Origin of the sequence: Stagnimonas aquatica (genome assembly GCF_003730135.1) — a bacterium.
Classification (GTDB): Bacteria; Pseudomonadota; Gammaproteobacteria; order Nevskiales; family Nevskiaceae; genus Stagnimonas; species Stagnimonas aquatica.
In genome coordinates, this window is record NZ_RJVO01000003.1 from 326,424 (window position 1) to 345,218 (window position 18,795).

The following is an 18,795-nucleotide window of genomic DNA, read 5'->3' on the forward strand; positions in this document are numbered from 1 at the left end:
TGATTCAGGCCGCGTTGCGGCCGTGCATGAACTTGGCGAAGGCGCCGGCGGTGAAGAACATGAACACGCCGTATACCGCCGCCGGGATCACCATCACCGGTGACACCAGGGCGCCGACCGCCATCGCCAGGGTGGTGTTGTGCACACCCAGCTCGATGGCGATGGCGGTGGACTGCTTGCTGTCCAGCCGCGCCAGCCGGGCGATCTGGAAGCTCAGGCCCATGGCCAGCACATTCAGCGCCAGCACCGCCGGACCGACCTTGCCGATGGCGCCGCCGAGGTTGTGCCATTCCGCCCAGATCACCACCGCCACCACCAGCACGAAAAAGACCATCGCCAGATTCTTGGCCGGCTTCTCCACCCGTTGCGCGAAGGCGGGTAGGGCGGCACGGATCGCCATGCCGAAGGCCAGCGGTACCAGAGTGATCAGCAACACCTTCTTGACGATGCCGACCATGTCCAGATTGGGCGCGACCCCGTCGGCAGCGAAATGGGCGCTGGCCAGGCCCAGGAACAGCGGCACCGTGAACACTGCCGCCAGACTGCTGATCGCGGTCATGGTCACCGACAGCGCGGTGTCGCCACGCGCGAGGTGGGTGAGCATGTTGGCGGTGGTGCCGCCCGGTGCGGCACCGAGCAGGACCATGCCGACCGCCAGTTCCGGCGGCAGACCGAACAGCTTGGCGAGCAGAAAGCCCAGCAGCGGCGACAGCAGCAGCAGGTTGCCGAGGCCGATCGCCACGCCCTTGGGGAACAGCACGACGCGACGGAAGTCGGCGAGGGTCAGCGCCAGTCCCAAGCTGGTCATGATCACGAACAGGGATAGGGGCAGCAGCGCGCCTGTGAAGCCGGCACCGGTCATGGGTTTCTCCTCCAGCGGGTTTGTATTTGTGTCCGCATCATCCCGAGGCTGGCTTCAGATCACAAGCCGACGGAGTGCGCCGCTATAATTCGCGCCACTTTTGCGGCCGTGATGCATGTCTGCGGCCTTCCGGTTTCCCTTGAACCCCAGGAGTTGCACCATGACCCTGCCTGCCGGCATCGAAATCACGGGCCCGCTGTCCCCGGCCTACAAGAAAGTCCTGACGCCGGAAGCGCTGAAGTTCCTCGCCAAGCTGGTCCGCAAGCACGGCCCGACCCGCGAGAAGCTGCTCGCCAAGCGCGCCGAACGCCAGAAGCTGATCGACGCCGGCAAGAAGCCGGGTTTCCTCAAGGAGACCAAGAAGATCCGTGACGGCAAGTGGAAGATCGCCGGCATCCCGAAGGATCTGCTCGACCGCCGTGTCGAGATCACCGGTCCGGTCGACCGCAAGATGATCATCAACGCCCTCAACTCGGGCGCGAAGTGCTTCATGGCCGACTTCGAGGACTCCGCCTCGCCGACCTGGTCGCTGATGATGGACGGCCAGATCAACCTCGCCGACGCGGTGCGCCGCAAGATCAGCTTCAAGAACCCGGACGGCAAGGAATACAAGCTCAACAAGGACATCGCGACCCTGATCGTGCGTCCGCGCGGCTGGCACCTGGACGAGAAGCATGTGCTGATCGACGGCAAGCCGGTTCCCGGCGGCATCTTCGACTTCGCGCTGTACTTCTTCCACAACGCCAAGGAGCTGTTGAAGCGCGGCACCGGTCCGTACTTCTACCTGCCGAAGATGCAGTCGCATCTGGAAGCCAAGCTCTGGAACGCGATCTTCGTCGATGCCCAGAACGAGCTGAAGATCCCGCAGAAGACCATCAAGGCCACGGTGCTGATCGAGACCCTGTGGGCGGCCTTCGAGATGGACGAGATCCTCTACGAACTGCGCAACCACATCGTCGCGCTCAACTGCGGCCGCTGGGACTACATCTTCAGCTGCATCAAAACCCTCAACGCCCACGGCGACTGGGTGGTGCCGGACCGTCTGCAGGTGACGATGGACAAGCACTTCCTGGACAGCTACTCCAAGCTGCTCTGCGAGACCACCCACAAGCGCGGTGCCTTCGCGATGGGCGGCATGGCCGCCTTCATCCCGACCAAGGACGCGGCGAAGAACGAGGAAGTGTTCGCCAAGGTGCGTGCCGACAAGCTGCGCGAGGTGAAGAACGGCCACGACGGCACCTGGGTCGCCCACCCGGGCCTGGTGCCGGTGGCCATGGAAGTGTTCAACGAGCACATGCCCACCCCCAACCAGCTGCACAAGCAGTTCAACTACAAGATCAAGGCCGCCGACCTGCTGGCCAAGCCGGAAGGCCAGATCACCGAGGGTGGCCTGCGCAACAACATCAATGTCGGCATCGGCTACGTCGAGGCCTGGATCCGTGGCGTCGGCTGCGTGCCGCTGCACAATCTGATGGAAGACGCCGCCACCGCCGAGATCAGCCGCACCCAGGTCTGGCAGTGGCTGAAGTACGGCGCGGTGCTGGCCGATGGCCGTGGCGTGACCCGCGAGCTGGTGCTGAAGATCGTCGACGAGGAGCTGGAGGCCTACAAGAAGCAGCTCGGGGCCGAGAAGTTCTACCAGGGCCGCTTCGTCGAGGCCGCCGGCATCATGGCGCGCATGTCGACGGCGCCGAAGTGCGAGGAGTTCCTGACCCTGCCGGGCTATCGCTATCTGGATTGATGCGCTGGTTCTGTGCAAAAAGGGCGCCTCTGGCGCCTTTTTTGTGTCCGAGGCCCTGTTCGCCAGCGCTGGCGCTACGGGTCTCTCTATATAAGGACCGGTTCGGTGCTGGCCGGTGCAGGGCGGGGCGACCAAGGTCTAGTCCGTTCTGGTCAGGTCGGCCGACAAACATGTTGTGCGGTGCAAAAAAGTCGCCTGTATAATTCGCGCCCGCGAAACCGGCTTTCACCGTTCTGACATCCGCAGGTCGGGTCCAGAGTGCCGGTTTCAACGATTTTCTTTCCCACCCGCAAGGACTTCACCGATGTCGACTCGCGAAGAGCAGATCAAGGCCCTCGAAACCGATTGGGCGACCAACCCCCGCTGGAAGGGCGTCAAGCGCGGTTACTCCGCCGCCGACGTCGTCCGCCTTCGCGGCAACGTCCAGATCGAGTACACCCTCGCCAAGCAGGGCGCCGAGAAGCTCTGGGCCAAGGTCAACGGCGGCGCCAAGAAGGGCTACGTCAATGCCTTCGGTGCCATCACCGCCGGTCAGGCCATGCAGCAGGCCAAGGCTGGCCTGGAAGCCGTGTACCTGTCCGGCTGGCAGGTCGCCGCCGACGGCAACACTTCCGAGACCATGTACCCCGACCAGTCGCTCTACGCGTACGACTCGGTGCCGACCATGGTTCGTCGCATCAACAACACCTTCAAGCGCGCTGACGAGATCCAGTGGTCGCGCGGCATCGAAGCCGGCCACAAGGACTACGTCGACTACTTCCTGCCGATCGTGGCCGACGCCGAAGCCGGTTTCGGCGGCGTGCTGAACGCCTTCGAGCTGATGAAGAACATGATCGCCGCCGGCGCCGCCGGCGTGCACTTCGAAGACCAGCTGGCGGCGGTCAAGAAGTGCGGTCACATGGGCGGCAAGGTGCTGGTGCCGACCCAGGAAGCCTGCGAGAAGCTGATCGCCGCCCGCTTCGCTGCGGACGTGATGGGCGTTCCGACCATCGTGCTGGCCCGTACCGACGCCGAAGCTGCCAACCTGCTGACCTCCGACCACGACGCCAACGACAAGCCCTTCCTCACTGGTGAGCGCACCCAGGAAGGCTTCTACCGCGTCAAGAACGGTCTGGAGCAGGCGATCAGCCGTGGCGTCGCCTACGCGCCCTACGCCGACCTGGTGTGGTGCGAGACCGGTGTGCCGGACATCGGCTTCGCCCGCGAGTTCGCCCAGGCCGTGCTGAAGGCCAACCCGGGCAAGCTGCTGAGCTACAACTGCTCGCCCTCGTTCAACTGGAAGAAGAACCTCAACGACAGCCAGATCGCTTCCTTCCAGGAAGAGCTGAGCGCGCTGGGTTACAAGTACCAGTTCATCACCCTGGCCGGCATCCACATCAACTGGTTCAACACCTTCCAGTTCGCCCACGCCTACGCCCGCGGCGAAGGCATGAAGCACTACACCCAGATGGTGCAGGAGCCGGAGTTCGCGGCCCGCGAGAAGGGTTACACCTTCGTCAGCCACCAGCAGGAAGTGGGCGCTGGCTACTTCGACGACGTCACCACCGTGATCCAGGGCGGTTCGTCCTCGGTCAAGGCGCTGTCCGGCTCGACCGAAGAAGAGCAGTTCCACTAAAGGCCGCGTAGCGTGTAGGGGCCCCAAGCCCGAGGCTTGGGGATCCTGGCGTCACGAGGCCGCAGCACGGCTTTGCGGTCTGCATCGCTCGCTTCGGAGCGTAAGACTCGCCAGGCCGGACGCTGGCAAGCAACACCCAGGGGGCGCTGCCAAAAGCAGCGCCCTTTGTCTTTTCCGCCTGTCAGGCCTGCCCGGCGGCTAGACTGCCTAGACCCATGAAACTACTTGCTCTCGACACCGCCACAGAAGCCTGTTCCGTCGCGCTCTGGGTCGATGGCGCCCTGCTGGAGCGTTTCGAACTGGCCGGACGCGACCACACCCAGCGGCTGCCGGCGATGCTGCATGCGCTGATGGCGGACGCCGGTCTGGGCTATTCCCAGCTCGATGGCCTGGTCTGCGGCCTGGGGCCGGGCAGTTTCGCCGGCGTACGCATCGGCGTGGCCTATCTCCAGGGGCTGGCGCTTGCCCACGGGCAGCCGGCGCTGGGTGTGTCCTCGCTGGCGATGCTGGCTCAGGGCGCGATCCGCGCCTGCGGCGCCGAACGGGTGCTGGCGGCCATCGACGCCCGCATGGACGAGGTTTACTGCGCCGCCTACGGCCGCGATGACGCCGGCCTGGCCGTGCCGCTGGACGAAGCCCGGGTCTGTCGGCCGGAGCGGGTGCCGGCGCAGCCGGGGCGCTGGCAGGCGGTCGGTACTGGTTGGGGGCGCTACGAGGCGGAGCTGCGCGCCGCGACCGGCGCCGATCTGTCAGCGCTGGATGGCCAGGCCCTGCCTCGGGCTGGGGATGCCCTGCGGCTGGCAGTGCCGGCTTTCGTTTCCGGGGCCGCTGGTGACGCCGCTTTGCTGGCGCCAATTTATCTCCGCAACCGGATTGCGCTCACTCTGCTCGAACAGGCCGCATTACGAGCGAAAACCCCGGCTGCCTGAACCGCTCCGGGGGAGTCATCGGCGGGGGCTGCTGAACAGGCCTGGAAAGCCTGCCTAAATTCAAGTCTGGTCAAGGTCTTACCGACTCTGGCGTGCTACACTCCCAGGGCTTCCAGCGGGCCTAGGAAACGATCAAAAAAGTGCCTGCGCGGAAGCCTCGAAAAAATCACGCTTGCTGGTGCGCAACATGACCGATTTCGCCAAAGAAGTTTTGCATATCAATCTCGAAGACGAGATGCGGCGCAGCTACCTCGATTACGCCATGAGCGTGATCGTCGGCCGCGCCCTGCCGGACGCCCGTGACGGCCTCAAGCCGGTGCACCGTCGCATCCTCTGGGGCATGAAGGAGCAGAGCAACGACTACAACAAGCCGTTCAAGAAATCGGCGCGCATCGTCGGCGACGTCATGGGTAAGTACCACCCGCACGGCGACTCGGCGATCTACGACTCCATCGTCCGCATGGCGCAGCCGTTCTCGCTGCGCTACCCGCTGATCGACGGTCAGGGCAATTTCGGTTCCATCGACGGCGACAACCCCGCCGCCATGCGCTACACCGAAATCCGCATGGCCAAGATTGCCCACGAGATGGTCGCCGACATCGGCGAAGACACCGTGGACTTCCAGGACAACTACGACGGCTCCGAGCAGGAGCCGGTGGTGCTGCCAGCCAAGATCCCCAATCTGCTGGTGAACGGCTCGGCCGGCATCGCGGTGGGCATGGCCACCAACATCCCGCCGCACAACCTCACCGAGGTGATCGAAGGCTGCCTCGCCCTGATCGAGAACCCGGCGCTGGATCTGGCCGGCCTGATGAAGCTGATCCCGGCGCCGGACTTCCCGACCGCCGGCCTGCTGCTCGACGCCCACGAACTGGTGAATGCCTACGAGACCGGGCGCGGCCGCGTGGTGCTGCGCAGCCGCACCCACTTCGAGGAGTTTGGCCAGAACCGGCAGTCGATCATCATCACCGAGCTGCCCTACCAGGTGAACAAGGCCAACCTGCTGGTCAGCATCGGCGAGCTGGTGAAGGAGAAGAAGCTCGAAGGCATCAGCGGCATCCGCGACGAGTCCGACAAGGACGGCATGCGGGTGGTGATCGAGCTCAAGCGCGACGAGAACGCCGAGGTGGTGCTGAACAACCTGTTCCAGCTCACCCAGATGCAGACCGCGTTCTCGCTGAACATGGTGGCCCTGGACAACGGCCAGCCCAAGCGGCTGGGCCTGAAGGCGCTGCTCGACATCTTCCTGCGCCACCGCCGCGAGGTGGTCACCCGCCGCAGCCGCTACCGCCTGCAGGAGGCGCGCAAGAAGGCGCACATCGCCGAGGGCCTGGCGATCGCGCTGGCCAACATCGACGAGATGATCGAGCTGATCAAGCGCAGCGCCAACACCGCCGCCGCCAAGCTCGGGCTGATGGAAAAGGCCTGGAACCCCGGCCTGGTGACCGCGATGCTGGAGCGGGTCGATCTCGCCAGCACCCGGCCGGTGGATCTGCCGGCGGGCCTGGGCCTCACCGAGGACGGCGCCGGCTACAAGCTCAGCGAGGCGCAGGCGACCGCCATCCTGGAAATGCGCCTGCAGAAGCTCACCGGCCTGGAGCAGGACGCGATCCGTGAGGAATTCAGGGGCTACATCGCCAAGATCATCGACCTGCTCGACATCCTCGGCAGCGAGGCGCGTTTGCTGTCGGTGGTGCGCGAGGAGTTGATCGAGATCCGCGACAACTTCGGCGACAACCGCCGCACCGAGATCACCGGCGCCGCCCTGAACATGGCGCACGAGGATCTGGTGCAGCCGCAGGACATGGTGGTGACGCTCTCGCACGCCGGCTACGTCAAGACCGTGGCGCTGAGCGAGTACCAGGCCCAGCGCCGGGGCGGTCGCGGCAAGATCGCCGCCACCACCAAGGACGAGGATTTCCTCGAAAAGCTCTGGGTCAGCCACACCCACGACACCCTGCTGTGCTTCAGCAGCCACGGCAAGGTCTACAAGCTGCGGGTGTTCGAGTTGCCGGAAGGCTCGCGCGGCGGCCGTGGTCGCCCGTTCAACAATCTGCTGCCGCTGGAAGAGGGCGAGAAGGTCAATGCGGTGCTGCCGATCAAGTCCTTCGGCGCCGAGCAGAGCGAGGCCTCCGAGACCGGTCCGTTCATCTTCATGGTCACCCGTCGCGGCACGGTGAAGAAGACCGCGCTGGCGGCCTACGCCAACATCCGCTCCAACGGCCTGATCGCGGTTGATCTGCGCGCCGACGACGAGCTGATCGCGGTGGCGCTCACCACCGGCAGCGACGACGTGCTGCTGTTCAGCGACGCCGGCCGGGTGATCCGCTTCAACGAAAGCCATGTCCGGCCGATGGGCCGTGGCGCCACCGGCGTACGCGGCATGCGTCTGGTGCGGGTCGCCGAGGCGGCCGAGGACGAGGTGGGCGAGGGCGACGAGGCTGCCGGCGACGACAGCGCCGCGCTGCTGCCGGCCGCCGCCAGCATCATCAGCATGATCGTGCTGGAAGCCGGGGTGGACATCCTCAGCATCACCGAGCAGGGTTACGGCAAGCGCACCCCCATCGAGCAGTTCCCGGTGCGTGGTCGCGGCGGCATGGGCGTGATCGCCCAGGCGGTCACCGACAAGACCGGCGATCTGGTCGCGGCCATCGCGGTCAACGACCGTCACGAGCTGATGCTGATCACCGAGGGTGGCAACCTGATCCGTACCCGTTCCCACGAGGTACGGGTGGCCGGGCGCAATACCCAGGGCGTGCGGATCATGCGGCCGGAGCCGGGCGACCGCATCGTCGGCGTCGACCGCTTCGAGCCGGAAGCCGAGGCCGAAGGCGGCAACCCCGGCGAGCCGCCGGCCGAGCCTGCCAGCAGCGAATAGCCCGATTGGGCTGACAGTTGCGCTAAATAGCGATTCTGGCTTTATTTTCGGCAGAAAGTCGTTAAACTACGCGACCTTTTTTGGGCCGGGAGCCAGTGTTCGCGCTGGTCCGTCCCGGTCCAGATAACCGTCACAGGCAGGAAAACAGCATGGTCAAGATTCGTCTCGCCCGCTCCGGCGCCAAGAAGGCTCCGTACTACAACGTGGTCGCCACCGACAGCCGCAGCTCGCGCGATGGCAAGTTCATCGAGCGCCTGGGCTACTACAACCCCAGCGCCCGTGGTCAGGAAGTCAAGCTCAAGCTCGACCTCGCCAAGATCGAAGGCTGGGCCAAGAACGGCGCCCAGATTTCCGAGCGCGTGGCGTTCCTGGTCAAGTCCGCCCCCAAGGCGGAAGCCGCTGCGGCTTAAGACGCCATGAGCGCCGAAGCGCCCCGCGCTGAAAGGCGGGTGACGCTGGGGCGCATCGCCGGCGTCTACGGCATCAAGGGCTGGGTGAAGCTGGTTTCTTCCACCCGACCCGCCGAAGGCATCCTCCGCTACCCCCGCTGGTGGCTCAGCCGCCCGGGTTCCACGGAAGGCTACGAAGCGAAGTTGCTGGAAGGGCGGATACACGGCGCCGGTTTGGTGGCCCAGCTGTCCAGAGCGGATGGCACGGCCATCGAGGATCGCGACAGCGCCGCCCGTCTGGTCGGGCTGGAAATCGCGGTGCCGCGTTCGGCACTGCCGCCGACCAAGTCCGGTGAAGTCTATTTGATCGACCTGGTGGGTCTGTCCGTCCGCTCGGTCACTGGCGAACCGCTGGGCGTCGTCGAGTCGGTGACCAGCAATGGCGCGCAGGATGTGCTGGTGGTGCGTGACGCGGCAGTGCTGGACGAGGCCGGTGGGCCGATGCAGCGACTGATTCCCTTCGTCCGCGGGCCGATCATTGAATCGGTGAGCCTGGAAGCGAACGAGATCGTCGCGCACTGGCAGCCCGACTGGTGAGGATGTAGCGCGATGCGGGTGGAAGTGCTGACGCTGTTCCCGGAACTGGTGCAGCAGCTCACCACGGTTGGCATCCCGCGCATCGCATCCGAATCTGGCGCGCTGACCCTGGTCACGCGACAGTTGCGCGACTTCAGCGGCAATCGCTGGAATCGCGTTGACGAGCGTCCTTTCGGCGGTGGGCCGGGGATGGTGATGCAGCCCGAGCCTCTGGCTCAGGCGGTGGCGGCGGCAAGACAGGAGTGCGGTGCCAAGGCGCCGGTCCTGGTGATGTCACCGCAGGGTGAGCGCTTCGACCAGCAATGGGCGGAGCGGCTGGCAAAAGAGCCCGCATGGATTGTGGTATGCGGTCGCTACGAGGGCATTGATGAACGCTTTCTGGCGAGCGAGGTGACGGCGGAGTTGTCGATGGGCGACTTCGTGCTGTCCGGCGGTGAAATCGCCGTGATGGCGATGGTGGACGCGGTGACGCGTCTGCTGCCGGGTGTACTCGGTGATGCGGAATCGGCGGTGACGGATTCCTTCAGCGCCGGGCATCTCGATCATCCGCACTACACGCGGCCGGTCAACTGGCGTGGGAAGCCGGTGCCGGACGTGTTGCTGTCAGGCGATCACAAGGCGATTGCGCAGTGGAGGCTGGCAAACGCACTGGGTCAGACCTGGTTGAAACGGCCGGATTTGTTGGCCGGGTTGGAGTTGAAGGCGTCACACCATATGTTGCTGCGGGAGTATCTCTCCGAGTACGCCTCGCAGTGGCTTGATAAATAGCGCAGTACGTTTGCGAGGTTTTAAACATGAACTTGATTCAACAGCTGGAAGCCGAAGCGATTGCCGCCCAGGCCAAGAAGATTCCCGAATTCGGCCCCGGTGACACCATCGAGGTCAAGGTCAAGGTCAAGGAAGGCGACCGCGAGCGTCTCCAGGCCTACGAAGGCGTGGTGATCGCGGTCCGCAACCGCGGCCTCAACTCCGCGTTCACCGTGCGCAAGGTTGCCCACGGCGAAGGCGTCGAGCGCACCTTCCAGACCTACAGCCCGCAGGTCGCCGAGATCGCCGTCAAGCGCCGTGGCGACGTCCGCCGCGCCAAGCTCTACTACCTCCGCGATCTGGCCGGCAAGGCTGCCCGCATCAAGGAAAAGCTGAGCGCCCGCGCGGAGTAATCCGCCATCGGGTCGCGGGACGGACTGCTGATCCGTTCCGCGAAGCCGGCTCCAAGCGAGCGACGATCCTTACGGGTTGTCGCTCGCTTTTTTGTTGGCGTCAGCCCCCGGGCGCGGTGCGCAGCCAGTCTTCGGCGCCGCGCTGGAAGAACGGCATGGCGCCGTAGGGGGCATAGGAGGGGTGACTGAAGGCGCGCTCGCCCTGTCGCTCCAGCCCGCTTTTCAGCAGCACCCGCTGCGAGCCGGCGTTGTCCGGATGGGTGATCGCGCAGAGGCTGGGTAGGCCGAGCTGCGTGTAGCCGTAGCGCAGCAGGGCCACGCTCATCTCGGTGGCGTAGCCGCTGCCCCAATACTGGGGAAACAGCCGGTAGCCGACCTGGATCAGCGACTCGCCACGAATGTGGTTGAGCAGATGAAAGCCGATACAGGCGCCGCTGTGCCGCTCGATGCTGGCCCAGACGCCCAGGCCGGGCTGCTCCTGGTAGTAGCTGAGGATGCGACCTTCCAGCATGGTGCGGGTGTCTTCCGGCGCCTCCGGGCCACCGAGGTAGCGCATCACCTCGGGGTCGGAGTTCAGCCTTTGCAGCAGCGGCAGATCCGCCAACTCGAAACGGCGCAGCTGCAGCCGGGCGCTGCGCAGTCCGTCGCGGCCGGCGTCGAAGCCCATGCCTACAGCCCGCCGCAGCCGATCATGCCGCCGTCGATGGTCAGGGTGGTGCCGGTGACATAGCTGCTGGCCGGGCTGACCAGGAACAGGATGCCGGGCGCGATCTCTTCCGGCTGCGCCATCCGCTGCAGAGGAATCTGCGGCAGCACGGTCTTCAGGATCTGGTCGTTCTTGGTCAGCGCCGAGGCGAACTTGGTGTCGGTGAGGCCGGGCAGCACCGCGTTGCAACGGATGCCCCAGGGCGCGCATTCCTTGGCGAAAGCCTGGGTCATGTTGATGACGCCGGCCTTGGTGATCGAATAGATCGCCTGGAACATGCCCGGCTTCAGGCCGTTGACGCTGGCGATGTTGACGATGGCGCCGCCGCCGCCCTTCTTCATCAGCTTGGCCGCCAGCGAGGACAGCTCGAAATAGCCCTTGATGTTCACCTGCAGGGTCTTCTCCACCATGTCCATGCCGGTGTCGGTGACGTGGCCGAAGTAGGGGTTGGTGGCGGCGTTGTTGACCAGGATGTCGAGCTTGCCGAAGCGCTGCTCGATCTCGGTGATGAGATGCTTGAGCGCCGCCGACTCGCCCTGGTGGGCGGCAATGGCGGTGGCCTGGCCGCCGCTGGCGATGATCTGGTCGGCGACCACATCGAGGTCGGCCTGCTTGCGGCTGGAGATCACCACGTGTGCGCCCTGCTCGGCGAGCAGGCGGGCGGTGGCGGCGCCGATGCCGCGCGAGGCGCCGGTGATCAGGGCGATCTTGCCGTTGAGATTGAATAGTGGGGTGCTCATCGGAAACTCCTCTTTCCTGGGGGCAAAAAACAAACCGGCCGCGTGCGCGGCCGGCGGAACAGTGTCACGAACGCCGCGAACGGCGTCCGGATCAGATCACGTAGACCGGGCCGTGCAGGTCCTGGCCGAGGCTCTGGCCCTGGCTGTCGGCGAGGCCGGCCTCCACCACCACGGTGTAGCGGCCCGGCTTGAGGCTGCGGAACACCGCGAGGCGCGGATTGGCGGCGGCTTCCCAGCTGCCGCTGACCAGCGCGCCGCGCTGGTCGTAGACCTTCACCGACTGGTTGAGCGCGCCCACACCCGGCGCGCTGGAAAACAGCAGGGCAATCGCCGCCTCGCCCTTGGGCTGGCCGGCATAGACCAGGCTGAAGCCGCCAGAGGCCGCCGGCCACCAGGCCTTGAGCGCATCGGAGGCGGGGGAGCTGAGCTTGGGCGCGGCCTTGGCGGGACGCGGACGCGGCGCCGCCGGCTTTTTTATCGGGGAGGGCTCGCGGGCCGCTGCCGCCGGCTGGGCGACCGGCTCGGAAGCTGCCGCCGCTTGTCCGCCAAATTCTTCGCGCACCACACGGCGGGCGGTGCTGGCGGCCACCTGCTGAGCCGCGCGCTTGCCGGCGGCGTAACCGATCTCCTCGGCTTCGGCGGCGCTCAGGCTGCTTCCCGATGAGGCGGAGCTGCCGGACTGGGCGGCGAGGGCGGTCTGCACCACTTCCTGCGCAACCCGGCGTCCTTCCTCTTCGCCAATGCGCCGGGCTTCCTCGGCGCTCAGGCCGCCGCCGGTGGTGCTGGCGGGCGTTTTCGAAAGCTGCTGGTCGACGATCGACTGCGCCACCTGGGCCGCCACCTGGCGTGCCACTTCTTCGCCGATGCGGCGGGCGTCGGCCTCGCTGAGGCCGGCGCTGCCCGCTTCCGCGCCGACCGCCGCGACGGCGGCTTCGGTGGCGGCGCTGATCGGGTCTGCGCTGGCGTTGTCGACGCTGGCGGCCGGAGCCGGTTCGGACGCAGTTTCAGCGACCGGCGTAGCGAGGCCGGGCTCGGCCTGCACCTGCGGCTTGGCCTTGTCCCCGGTCAGGAAGTCGAAGGCGAAATAGGTACCGCCGGCGGCCACCACGGTGGCGACGAGGATGCCAATGGTGAGATTGGTCTGTGAATTCTGGTTCATGGTCTGGGCGTGCTTCGGGTGCGTACCGACCGGGGCCGCGATCAGCGCTGGGCCGCGTCGCGCGCGGCCTGCTCGGCGATGGACTTGGCGGTTTCGGCAGCGGCCTTGGCGGCGGCTTCGGCGACGATGCGGGCCAGTTCGTCACGGCTGAGGCCGCTGGCTGGCGCGCTGCCGGTCACCGCCGGCGCCGGGGCGGGCTCCACGGCGGCAGCCGGTTCGCTTGCAGCCTCGCTGACGGCCGGTTCGGCCGGCGTTTCCGCGACCTCGTTACCGCTGGCAGTCTCCGTCGGCGTGGTCTCGACGCTCTCGGTTGGCGCCGTGGCGCTGGCGTCCTGCGCCTCGGGCGCAGGTTCGCTGGGGGTGCCGGCATCGGGAATCGCCGCCGCCTCGCTCTCGCTCAGGCTGGCGCCGAGCACTTGTTCGGCCTGGATGCCGACGACCGGCGGCGCTTCCTTCTTGTGGGGGAAGATCAGGCCGAGGGCAAAATAGCTGCCAATGGCGAGGACCAAGGTGATGCCGGCCAGCGGCAGAAAACGGCTGCTCATTCCAAAACTCCCCTCGAAAAACTGTTGTGTGCGATCCGGTATGTGTTGCTGGGTGCCGCCGGCTGTTGATCGTCAGCCGCCGTATTCTAGTCATGTAAACCGCCGCGTAGCAGGGTGGTCGCGTCGTTACGGTCAAGGTGGCTAGCCGAAGTGGGCGGCATAATAGGCACCCCTTTGCCCTCTTCCGATCAGGCCGATATGCAGGACCGCTATCTCGACTTCATCAACTCCCCCTTCGGCAAGAGCATTGCCAGCTCGCTGGGGCTGCCCATGCCGGTGCGCCTGAAGCGCGCCACCGCAGGCTACGCCGCGCAGCCGCTGGCCGGTGTCACTGCCTTGCTGGCGGCCGATGCCGAAGCCACCGCGACCGGCCAGGTGCTGGCCGCGCTGGTTGAACTCGGTGCCGCCGTGCAGATCGCCCCCGCCCATCCAGGGCTGGCGCCGCTCAAGGCCGCCGCCCAGAAGGCGGGCATTGCGCTCCAGAGCGAGGGCGGCGACAGCGAGCCGGTGGCTCCGGTGATCGTCTTTGACGCTACCGGGGTGTCCGGTGCCGCCAGCCTCAAGCAGGTTTACGAGCTGTTCCAGCCGCGCCTGCGCCGCCTGCCCAAGCACAGCCGGGTGGTGGTGCTGGCCCGCGCAACCGCCGACACCGGCAGCGTCGAAGGCGCCACCGCCTCGATGGCGCTGACCGGCTTCGTGCGCTCGCTGGCCAAGGAAGTCGGCAAGAACGGCTCCACCGCCAACCTCTTGGTGCTGGGCAAGAACGGCGACGCCTGGGTGAAGGGCGCGCTGGCCTTCTTCACCGGCGCCAACTCCGCCTATGTCACCGGCCAGGTGCTGACTGTCGACGGCGCGCCCAAGGGCGTGAAGGCCATCGCCAGCCCCGAGGCCTCGCTCGCCGGCAAGGTGGCGGTGGTCACCGGCGCCGCGCGCGGCATCGGCGCGGCCATCGCCCAGGTGCTGGCGCGCGAAGGCGCCACCGTGGTCGGCATGGACCGCCCGGCCGAAGAGGGCGCCCTGGGCGCAACCCTGGCGCCGCTCAATGGCGTCGGCCTGGCCCTGGACGTGACCGATCCCAAGGCGCCGGAGCGTCTGGCCAGCGAGCTGATCAGCCGCTTCGGCGGTGCTGACATCGTCGTCCACAACGCCGGCGTCACCCGCGACAAGATGCTGCGCAACATGGCGCCGCATCTCTGGGACATGGTGCTGGACATCAACCTCGGCGCGATCCTGCGCATCAACGACCGCCTGCTGCAGGGCGCGCTCAAGGACCAGGCGCGCCTGGTCTGCATCAGCTCCATCGGCGGCATCGGCGGCAACGCCGGCCAGACCAACTACGCCGCCACCAAGGCCGGCGTGATCGGTTATGCCGAGGCGCTGTCGCAGGTGCTCGCGAAGCAGGGCATGGCGATCAATGCCGTCGCCCCGGGCTTCATCGAGACCCAGATGACCGCTGCCATGCCGGCCGCCAACCGCGAGGTCGGCCGCCGCATCAACTCGCTGGCCCAGGGCGGCCTGCCGCAGGACATCGCCGAGGCGGTGACCTTCCTGGCCTCGCCGTTGGCGGCCGGCGTCAACGGCCAGACCCTTCGTGTCTGCGGCCAGAACTGGCTGGGGGCCTAAGCCCTTGGCGGACGCTTCCGTGCCACCGCTGGAGAGGATCGCCTCGGCCCAGCTGCCGACCGCCGAGGCGACCTTCACCATGACCGTGTTCCGCGCCGAGGACGGCAAGGAGCACATGGTGTTGTCGCTGGGCGATTTGAAGGCGGAGCCGCCGCCGCTGGTGCGTATCCACAGCGAATGCCTCACCGGCGATGCGCTGGGTTCGATGCGCTGCGACTGCGGTCCGCAGTTGCAGGAGGCGATGCACCGCATCGCCGCCGAGGGTCGTGGCGCCATCCTGTATCTGCGTCAGGAGGGGCGGGGGATCGGCCTGGGCAACAAGATCCGCGCCTACGCCTTGCAGGACCAGGGTGTCGATACCGTCGATGCCAATCACCAGCTGGGCTTCCCCGACGACGCCCGCGACTACCGGCTGGCGGTGGCGCTGTTGTGCGAAATGGGCGTCTGCCGGCTGCGCCTGCTCACCAACAACCCGCGCAAGGTGGCCTCGCTGGCCGCTGACGGGATCGAGGTGGTGGACAGGGTGCCGCTACAGGTGGGGGAAAACCCGCACAACGCCGGCTACCTCGCCACCAAGCGCAAACGCCTGGGGCATCTCCTGCCGCCGTGACCGAGCTGCAGGACGAGGCAGAACGCCTGCGTGCCGCCGCCGGGCCGCGCAGCCTGCTGCGCGACCAGTTATCGGGTTCACGCAGCCTGCTGCGTGAACTGGGTTCGCTGACCGTTTCCACCGTGCAGGTCTCGCGCGGATTCGTGCCGCTGGGACGCCTGCTGGCCTCGACCGAGGATGTCACCTCCGCGCAGTTGGCGGAAGCCATTGACGCGCTGTTCGAGAAGCTCTACGAACACCCCATCGTCCACCAGTCGCGCCACCTCACCGAGCGGCTGCGCTCGCGCGGGCTGATTCCCAACGAGCAGTCCACCGAGAACCTGATCCGCTTCGTCGTTGATCAGTCGCTGCAGCGCTCGCCGGTACCGGTGCCGGAAGCGCTGGTGCAGGAGTTCTGGAACTTCTTCGAGGAGCTGTTCCGGGCGCCGGAACTGAAAGGGCTGGGCGAGCTGTCGCTGGACATGGTGCGCCTGGTCCTGAAGACCTACGAGCCCTTGCTGACCGAGGTCGTGAACCTCCTGAAGGCCGGCCGCCGCTTCAACGAATGGCAGCTGCGCGAGGTGCTGCGCCGGGCGGCGCTGGTGCGCAACGACATCGCCATCGTCCGCCGTCAGATCCGCGCGATCCGCTACATCAAGCCGTTCTTCGCCGCCGATCCCAAGGATTTCACCGCCCAGGCCGAGATCGTTGCGCAGATGGTCCGCGAGTTCGGGCCGTTCTTCATCAAGATGGCGCAGGTCGCCGCCGCCAACGCCGACTTCCTGCCCGAGGAGATCGCCCGGGAGCTGGCGGTGTTCCACGAGGACGTGCCGGCGATGAGCGCCGAGGAGGTCAACCAGGCCTTCATCGAGTGCTTCGGCAAGCCGCCGGACAAGCTCTACATGGACTTCGACGCCGAGCGGCCGGTGAAGTCGGGCTCCATCGGCAGCGTCTACTTCGCCAAGAAGCCGTTCATCGAGAACGGTGTCGAGGTGCTGCGGCCGGTGGTCATCAAGGTCGGCCGCCACAACATCGACCGCGAGTTCGTGATCGGCAAGCTGGTGATCGGCCTCGCCATCATGTCCAGCCAGTACTGGGCGCCGCACTCCAAGCTCGCGCCGTTTTTGCGTGCCTTGCAGGAGCAGGCCGACGAATTTGTCGCCGGTTTCATGGAGGAGATCGACTTCGAGTCGGAAGCGCGTCACCACCTGCGCTTCCACGAGCGGGCCCAGCGCTCGCAGGTCTGGCGGGTGCCGCAGCTCTACGGCCATGCGAGGCGCATTCTGGAGATGGAATACCTCGCCGACGCCAGCAGCCTCAACCGCGCGCTGGCGCGGATGCCGCGTTCGCAACGCCGGCAGTTCCAGTCGCAGGTGCTGGAGCGCCTGCTCTACACCGTGCTGCACCATGTTTTCGTCTACCGGGAGATGCACGGCGACCTGCATCCCGGCAATGTGATGATCGGCACCGACGGCGCGCTCTACCTGATCGACTGGGGCAATGTGGTGCCGCTGGACGGCAAGTGGTCGCTGGTCTGGGACTACCTGACCGGCGCCATGCTGGCCGACGTCAAGCTGCTCGCCGACGCGATGATCCGCATCAGCACCCAGCCGCAGGAAAACGCCGCCCGGCGTGCCGAGATCGAGGCGATGCTGAGCGAAACCCTGGCGAAGAAGGGCGTGCAGCCGCTGACCCGCCGCAACTTCATCCGCCAGTTGCAGCGCGGCGGCATGGCCGGCCTGCACGCGCGTGGCCAGACCGTGCTGCAGCTGATGAGCAACACCCAGCAGGTCGGCCTGGTGGTACAGAAGGACTACCTGCACCTGTCCCGGGCACTGTTCGCCGCCGCCGGCAGCTTCGGCTCGCTGTACGAGGGCGACCCCAAGCGCCTGCTGCTGCGCGATCTGGGCTGGTCGCTGGCCCGGTTGCCGCTGACCGTCACCCAGGACGTCTTTCATCGCGAGATCGCCGCCATCCGCAGCAAGCTGGCGCAGAGCCTGCCGCTGCCCAACTTCCTGCGCCTGCGGATCGCGCCGCCGCCGCGTCGGCTGGCGCGGCCCGCGCCGGTGTTGCCCTGAATTATTCGTCTGCCGACCCGGACCGAGACGCGGCCCCGGGCGGCAGATTCCGCTAGCCCATCCTCCGCCTCCCGCACCTGCCCATGCTGTATCAACTGGTCCGCCCCGCCTTGTTCGCGCTCGATGCCGAGCGCGCCCACGATCTGACCCTGGAGTTGCTCCAGCGCACCCCGGCGCTGGCGGGACTGGTGATGGGGCAGCGCCGGGTGGACGCGCCGGCGCCGCTGCTCGGTCTGCGCTTCCCCAACCGCGTCGGTCTGGCCGCCGGCCTGGACAAGAACGGTCTCTGCCTGGCGGCCTGGGAGCGCTTCGGATTTGGCTTCGTCGAGGTCGGCACCGTTACCCCGCAGCCGCAACCCGGCAACCCGCGGCCGCGCATGTTCCGCCTGCCCGAGCACGGCGCCCTGATCAACCGCCTGGGCTTCAACAATCTGGGCATGGAGGCACTGGCGCGGCGGCTGGAGTTGACCCGCAGCGACTATTCCGGCGTGCTCGGCATCAATATCGGCAAGAACGCGGTGACGCCGATCGAGCGCGCCGCCGACGACTACCTGCTCTGCCTGCGGCGCCTGCACCGCCACGCCGACTACATCACGGTGAACATCTCCAGCCCCAACACCAAGAACCTGCGGGAGTTGCAGAACGACGCCGCGCTCGACGGCCTGCTGTTGGCCATCGCCGCCGCCCGCCGCGAGCTGGCGCAAGCGGAAGGCCGGCAGGCGCCGGTGCTGGTGAAGATCGCCCCCGATGTCGCCGACGAGCAGTTGCCGGGCATGGTCGAGCTGGCCCGCAAGCACGGCATGGACGGGCTGATCGCCACCAACACCACCTTGTCGCGCAGTGCCGTGGCCGGGCACCGCTACGCGGCGGAGGCGGGTGGGCTGTCGGGGGCGCCCCTGCGCGCCCGCGCCGAACAAGTGTTGCGCGGCCTGCGCGCCGCTGCCGGTCCGGATTTCCCGCTGATCGGCGTTGGCGGCATCGACTCCGGCGAGGACGCGCTCGCGCGCCGCGCCGCCGGTGCCGATCTGGTCCAGGTCTACACCGGCTTCATCTATCGCGGGCCGGCGCTGGTGACCGAGTGCGCGCGCGCACTCGCTTGAATCTTGTGTGAAATTTCTTACTCCTCCGTTGCCTGACCCAAGACCGGAGGTTACAGTTCGGTAGCTTCGCCGGACGGCCCGTCT

Annotated in this window: 17 protein-coding genes; 12 read left to right on the forward strand and 5 right to left on the reverse strand. The window is 66.9% G+C overall.

The window, feature by feature from the left end; translation table 11 throughout:
- Positions 1 to 4 precede the first annotated feature (4 nt).
- Entirely contained in the window at positions 5 to 862 is an 858-nt protein-coding gene (locus ED208_RS08745; RefSeq protein ID WP_123211501.1) for a bile acid:sodium symporter family protein, read from the reverse strand.
- A gap of 160 nt (positions 863 to 1,022) precedes the next feature.
- Here ED208_RS08745 and aceB point away from each other — a divergent pair, with 160 nt between their 5' ends.
- The 8 genes from aceB (at position 1,023) to rplS (ending at position 10,171) form a co-directional block, all read left to right on the forward strand.
- On the forward strand, positions 1,023 to 2,603 hold the full coding sequence (gene aceB, locus ED208_RS08750) for a malate synthase A (RefSeq protein WP_123211502.1): 1,581 nt from the start codon (positions 1,023 to 1,025) through the stop codon (positions 2,601 to 2,603).
- A 304-nt stretch (positions 2,604 to 2,907) separates the two neighbouring features.
- The gene (gene aceA / locus ED208_RS08755) at positions 2,908 to 4,218 is read left to right on the forward strand and encodes an isocitrate lyase (protein ID WP_123211503.1); all 1,311 of its coding nucleotides are present in this window, start codon (positions 2,908 to 2,910) and stop codon (positions 4,216 to 4,218) included.
- Between the two features lie 215 nt (positions 4,219 to 4,433).
- On the forward strand, positions 4,434 to 5,147 hold the full coding sequence (gene tsaB, locus ED208_RS08760) for a tRNA (adenosine(37)-N6)-threonylcarbamoyltransferase complex dimerization subunit type 1 TsaB (RefSeq protein ID WP_123211504.1): 714 nt from the start codon (positions 4,434 to 4,436) through the stop codon (positions 5,145 to 5,147).
- Between the two features lie 187 nt (positions 5,148 to 5,334).
- Positions 5,335 to 8,025 carry a DNA gyrase subunit A gene (gene gyrA, locus ED208_RS08765; protein WP_123211664.1) on the forward strand — a complete coding sequence of 897 codons (2,691 nt, stop codon included), beginning with the start codon at positions 5,335 to 5,337 and terminating at the stop codon, positions 8,023 to 8,025.
- A gap of 149 nt (positions 8,026 to 8,174) precedes the next feature.
- The gene (gene rpsP / locus ED208_RS08770; protein ID WP_123211505.1) at positions 8,175 to 8,435 is read left to right on the forward strand and encodes a 30S ribosomal protein S16; all 261 of its coding nucleotides are present in this window, start codon (positions 8,175 to 8,177) and stop codon (positions 8,433 to 8,435) included.
- Between the two features lie 6 nt (positions 8,436 to 8,441).
- The gene (gene rimM / locus ED208_RS08775) at positions 8,442 to 9,011 is read left to right on the forward strand and encodes a ribosome maturation factor RimM (RefSeq protein WP_123211506.1); all 570 of its coding nucleotides are present in this window, start codon (positions 8,442 to 8,444) and stop codon (positions 9,009 to 9,011) included.
- A 12-nt stretch (positions 9,012 to 9,023) separates the two neighbouring features.
- Positions 9,024 to 9,779 (forward strand): tRNA (guanosine(37)-N1)-methyltransferase TrmD, encoded by a 756-nt coding sequence (gene trmD, locus ED208_RS08780; RefSeq protein ID WP_123211507.1) that lies wholly within the window; start codon positions 9,024 to 9,026, stop codon positions 9,777 to 9,779.
- A 26-nt stretch (positions 9,780 to 9,805) separates the two neighbouring features.
- Positions 9,806 to 10,171, forward strand: a complete 366-nt coding sequence (gene rplS / locus ED208_RS08785) for a 50S ribosomal protein L19 (RefSeq protein WP_123211508.1) — start codon at positions 9,806 to 9,808, stop codon at positions 10,169 to 10,171.
- A 100-nt stretch (positions 10,172 to 10,271) separates the two neighbouring features.
- Here rplS and ED208_RS08790 read toward each other — a convergent pair whose 3' ends face one another.
- The 4 genes from ED208_RS08790 to ED208_RS08805 all read right to left on the reverse strand — a co-directional run bounded on the left by ED208_RS08790 (position 10,272) and on the right by ED208_RS08805 (position 13,321).
- The gene (locus tag ED208_RS08790) at positions 10,272 to 10,838 is read right to left on the reverse strand and encodes a GNAT family N-acetyltransferase (protein ID WP_123211509.1); all 567 of its coding nucleotides are present in this window, start codon (positions 10,836 to 10,838) and stop codon (positions 10,272 to 10,274) included.
- Between the two features lie 2 nt (positions 10,839 to 10,840).
- A complete protein-coding gene (locus ED208_RS08795) occupies positions 10,841 to 11,617 on the reverse strand; it encodes an SDR family oxidoreductase (protein WP_123211510.1) in 777 nt (258 codons plus the stop codon).
- Positions 11,618 to 11,708: 91 nt separating this feature from the next.
- Complete coding sequence (locus ED208_RS08800; RefSeq protein WP_123211511.1) at positions 11,709 to 12,776, reverse strand: hypothetical protein; 1,068 nt, start codon at positions 12,774 to 12,776, stop codon at positions 11,709 to 11,711.
- A 41-nt stretch (positions 12,777 to 12,817) separates the two neighbouring features.
- Positions 12,818 to 13,321 carry a hypothetical protein gene (locus ED208_RS08805; RefSeq protein ID WP_123211512.1) on the reverse strand — a complete coding sequence of 168 codons (504 nt, stop codon included), beginning with the start codon at positions 13,319 to 13,321 and terminating at the stop codon, positions 12,818 to 12,820.
- Positions 13,322 to 13,495: 174 nt separating this feature from the next.
- On the opposite strand from ED208_RS08805, the gene ED208_RS08810 reads away from it, so the two are divergent.
- The 4 genes from ED208_RS08810 to ED208_RS08825 all read left to right on the forward strand — a co-directional run bounded on the left by ED208_RS08810 (position 13,496) and on the right by ED208_RS08825 (position 18,711).
- Positions 13,496 to 14,944 carry a 3-oxoacyl-ACP reductase gene (locus ED208_RS08810; protein ID WP_233574952.1) on the forward strand — a complete coding sequence of 483 codons (1,449 nt, stop codon included), beginning with the start codon at positions 13,496 to 13,498 and terminating at the stop codon, positions 14,942 to 14,944.
- A 4-nt stretch (positions 14,945 to 14,948) separates the two neighbouring features.
- On the forward strand, positions 14,949 to 15,554 hold the full coding sequence (gene ribA, locus ED208_RS08815; RefSeq protein WP_233574954.1) for a GTP cyclohydrolase II: 606 nt from the start codon (positions 14,949 to 14,951) through the stop codon (positions 15,552 to 15,554).
- Complete coding sequence (locus tag ED208_RS08820) at positions 15,551 to 17,611, forward strand: AarF/UbiB family protein (protein WP_233574956.1); 2,061 nt, start codon at positions 15,551 to 15,553, stop codon at positions 17,609 to 17,611. The genes ribA and ED208_RS08820 overlap by 4 nt, the downstream gene beginning before the upstream one ends.
- 83 nt (positions 17,612 to 17,694) lie before the next feature.
- Entirely contained in the window at positions 17,695 to 18,711 is a 1,017-nt protein-coding gene (locus tag ED208_RS08825; protein WP_123211514.1) for a quinone-dependent dihydroorotate dehydrogenase, read from the forward strand.
- Positions 18,712 to 18,795: the final 84 nt, after the last annotated feature.

Coding starts and splice junctions, on each gene's coding strand:
- ED208_RS08795 (WP_123211510.1), bottom strand. CDS start 11,617: ATGAGCACCCCACTATTCAATCTCAACGGCAAGATCGCCCTGATCACC.
- rimM (WP_123211506.1), top strand. CDS start 8,442: ATGAGCGCCGAAGCGCCCCGCGCTGAAAGGCGGGTGACGCTGGGGCGC.
- ED208_RS08825 (WP_123211514.1), top strand. CDS start 17,695: ATGCTGTATCAACTGGTCCGCCCCGCCTTGTTCGCGCTCGATGCCGAG.
- gyrA (WP_123211664.1), top strand. CDS start 5,335: ATGACCGATTTCGCCAAAGAAGTTTTGCATATCAATCTCGAAGACGAG.
- ED208_RS08745 (WP_123211501.1), bottom strand. CDS start 862: ATGACCGGTGCCGGCTTCACAGGCGCGCTGCTGCCCCTATCCCTGTTC.
- ED208_RS08805 (WP_123211512.1), bottom strand. CDS start 13,321: ATGAGCAGCCGTTTTCTGCCGCTGGCCGGCATCACCTTGGTCCTCGCC.
- rplS (WP_123211508.1), top strand. CDS start 9,806: ATGAACTTGATTCAACAGCTGGAAGCCGAAGCGATTGCCGCCCAGGCC.
- trmD (WP_123211507.1), top strand. CDS start 9,024: ATGCGGGTGGAAGTGCTGACGCTGTTCCCGGAACTGGTGCAGCAGCTC.
- rpsP (WP_123211505.1), top strand. CDS start 8,175: ATGGTCAAGATTCGTCTCGCCCGCTCCGGCGCCAAGAAGGCTCCGTAC.
- tsaB (WP_123211504.1), top strand. CDS start 4,434: ATGAAACTACTTGCTCTCGACACCGCCACAGAAGCCTGTTCCGTCGCG.
- ED208_RS08800 (WP_123211511.1), bottom strand. CDS start 12,776: ATGAACCAGAATTCACAGACCAATCTCACCATTGGCATCCTCGTCGCC.
- ED208_RS08790 (WP_123211509.1), bottom strand. CDS start 10,838: ATGGGCTTCGACGCCGGCCGCGACGGACTGCGCAGCGCCCGGCTGCAG.
- aceA (WP_123211503.1), top strand. CDS start 2,908: ATGTCGACTCGCGAAGAGCAGATCAAGGCCCTCGAAACCGATTGGGCG.
- aceB (WP_123211502.1), top strand. CDS start 1,023: ATGACCCTGCCTGCCGGCATCGAAATCACGGGCCCGCTGTCCCCGGCC.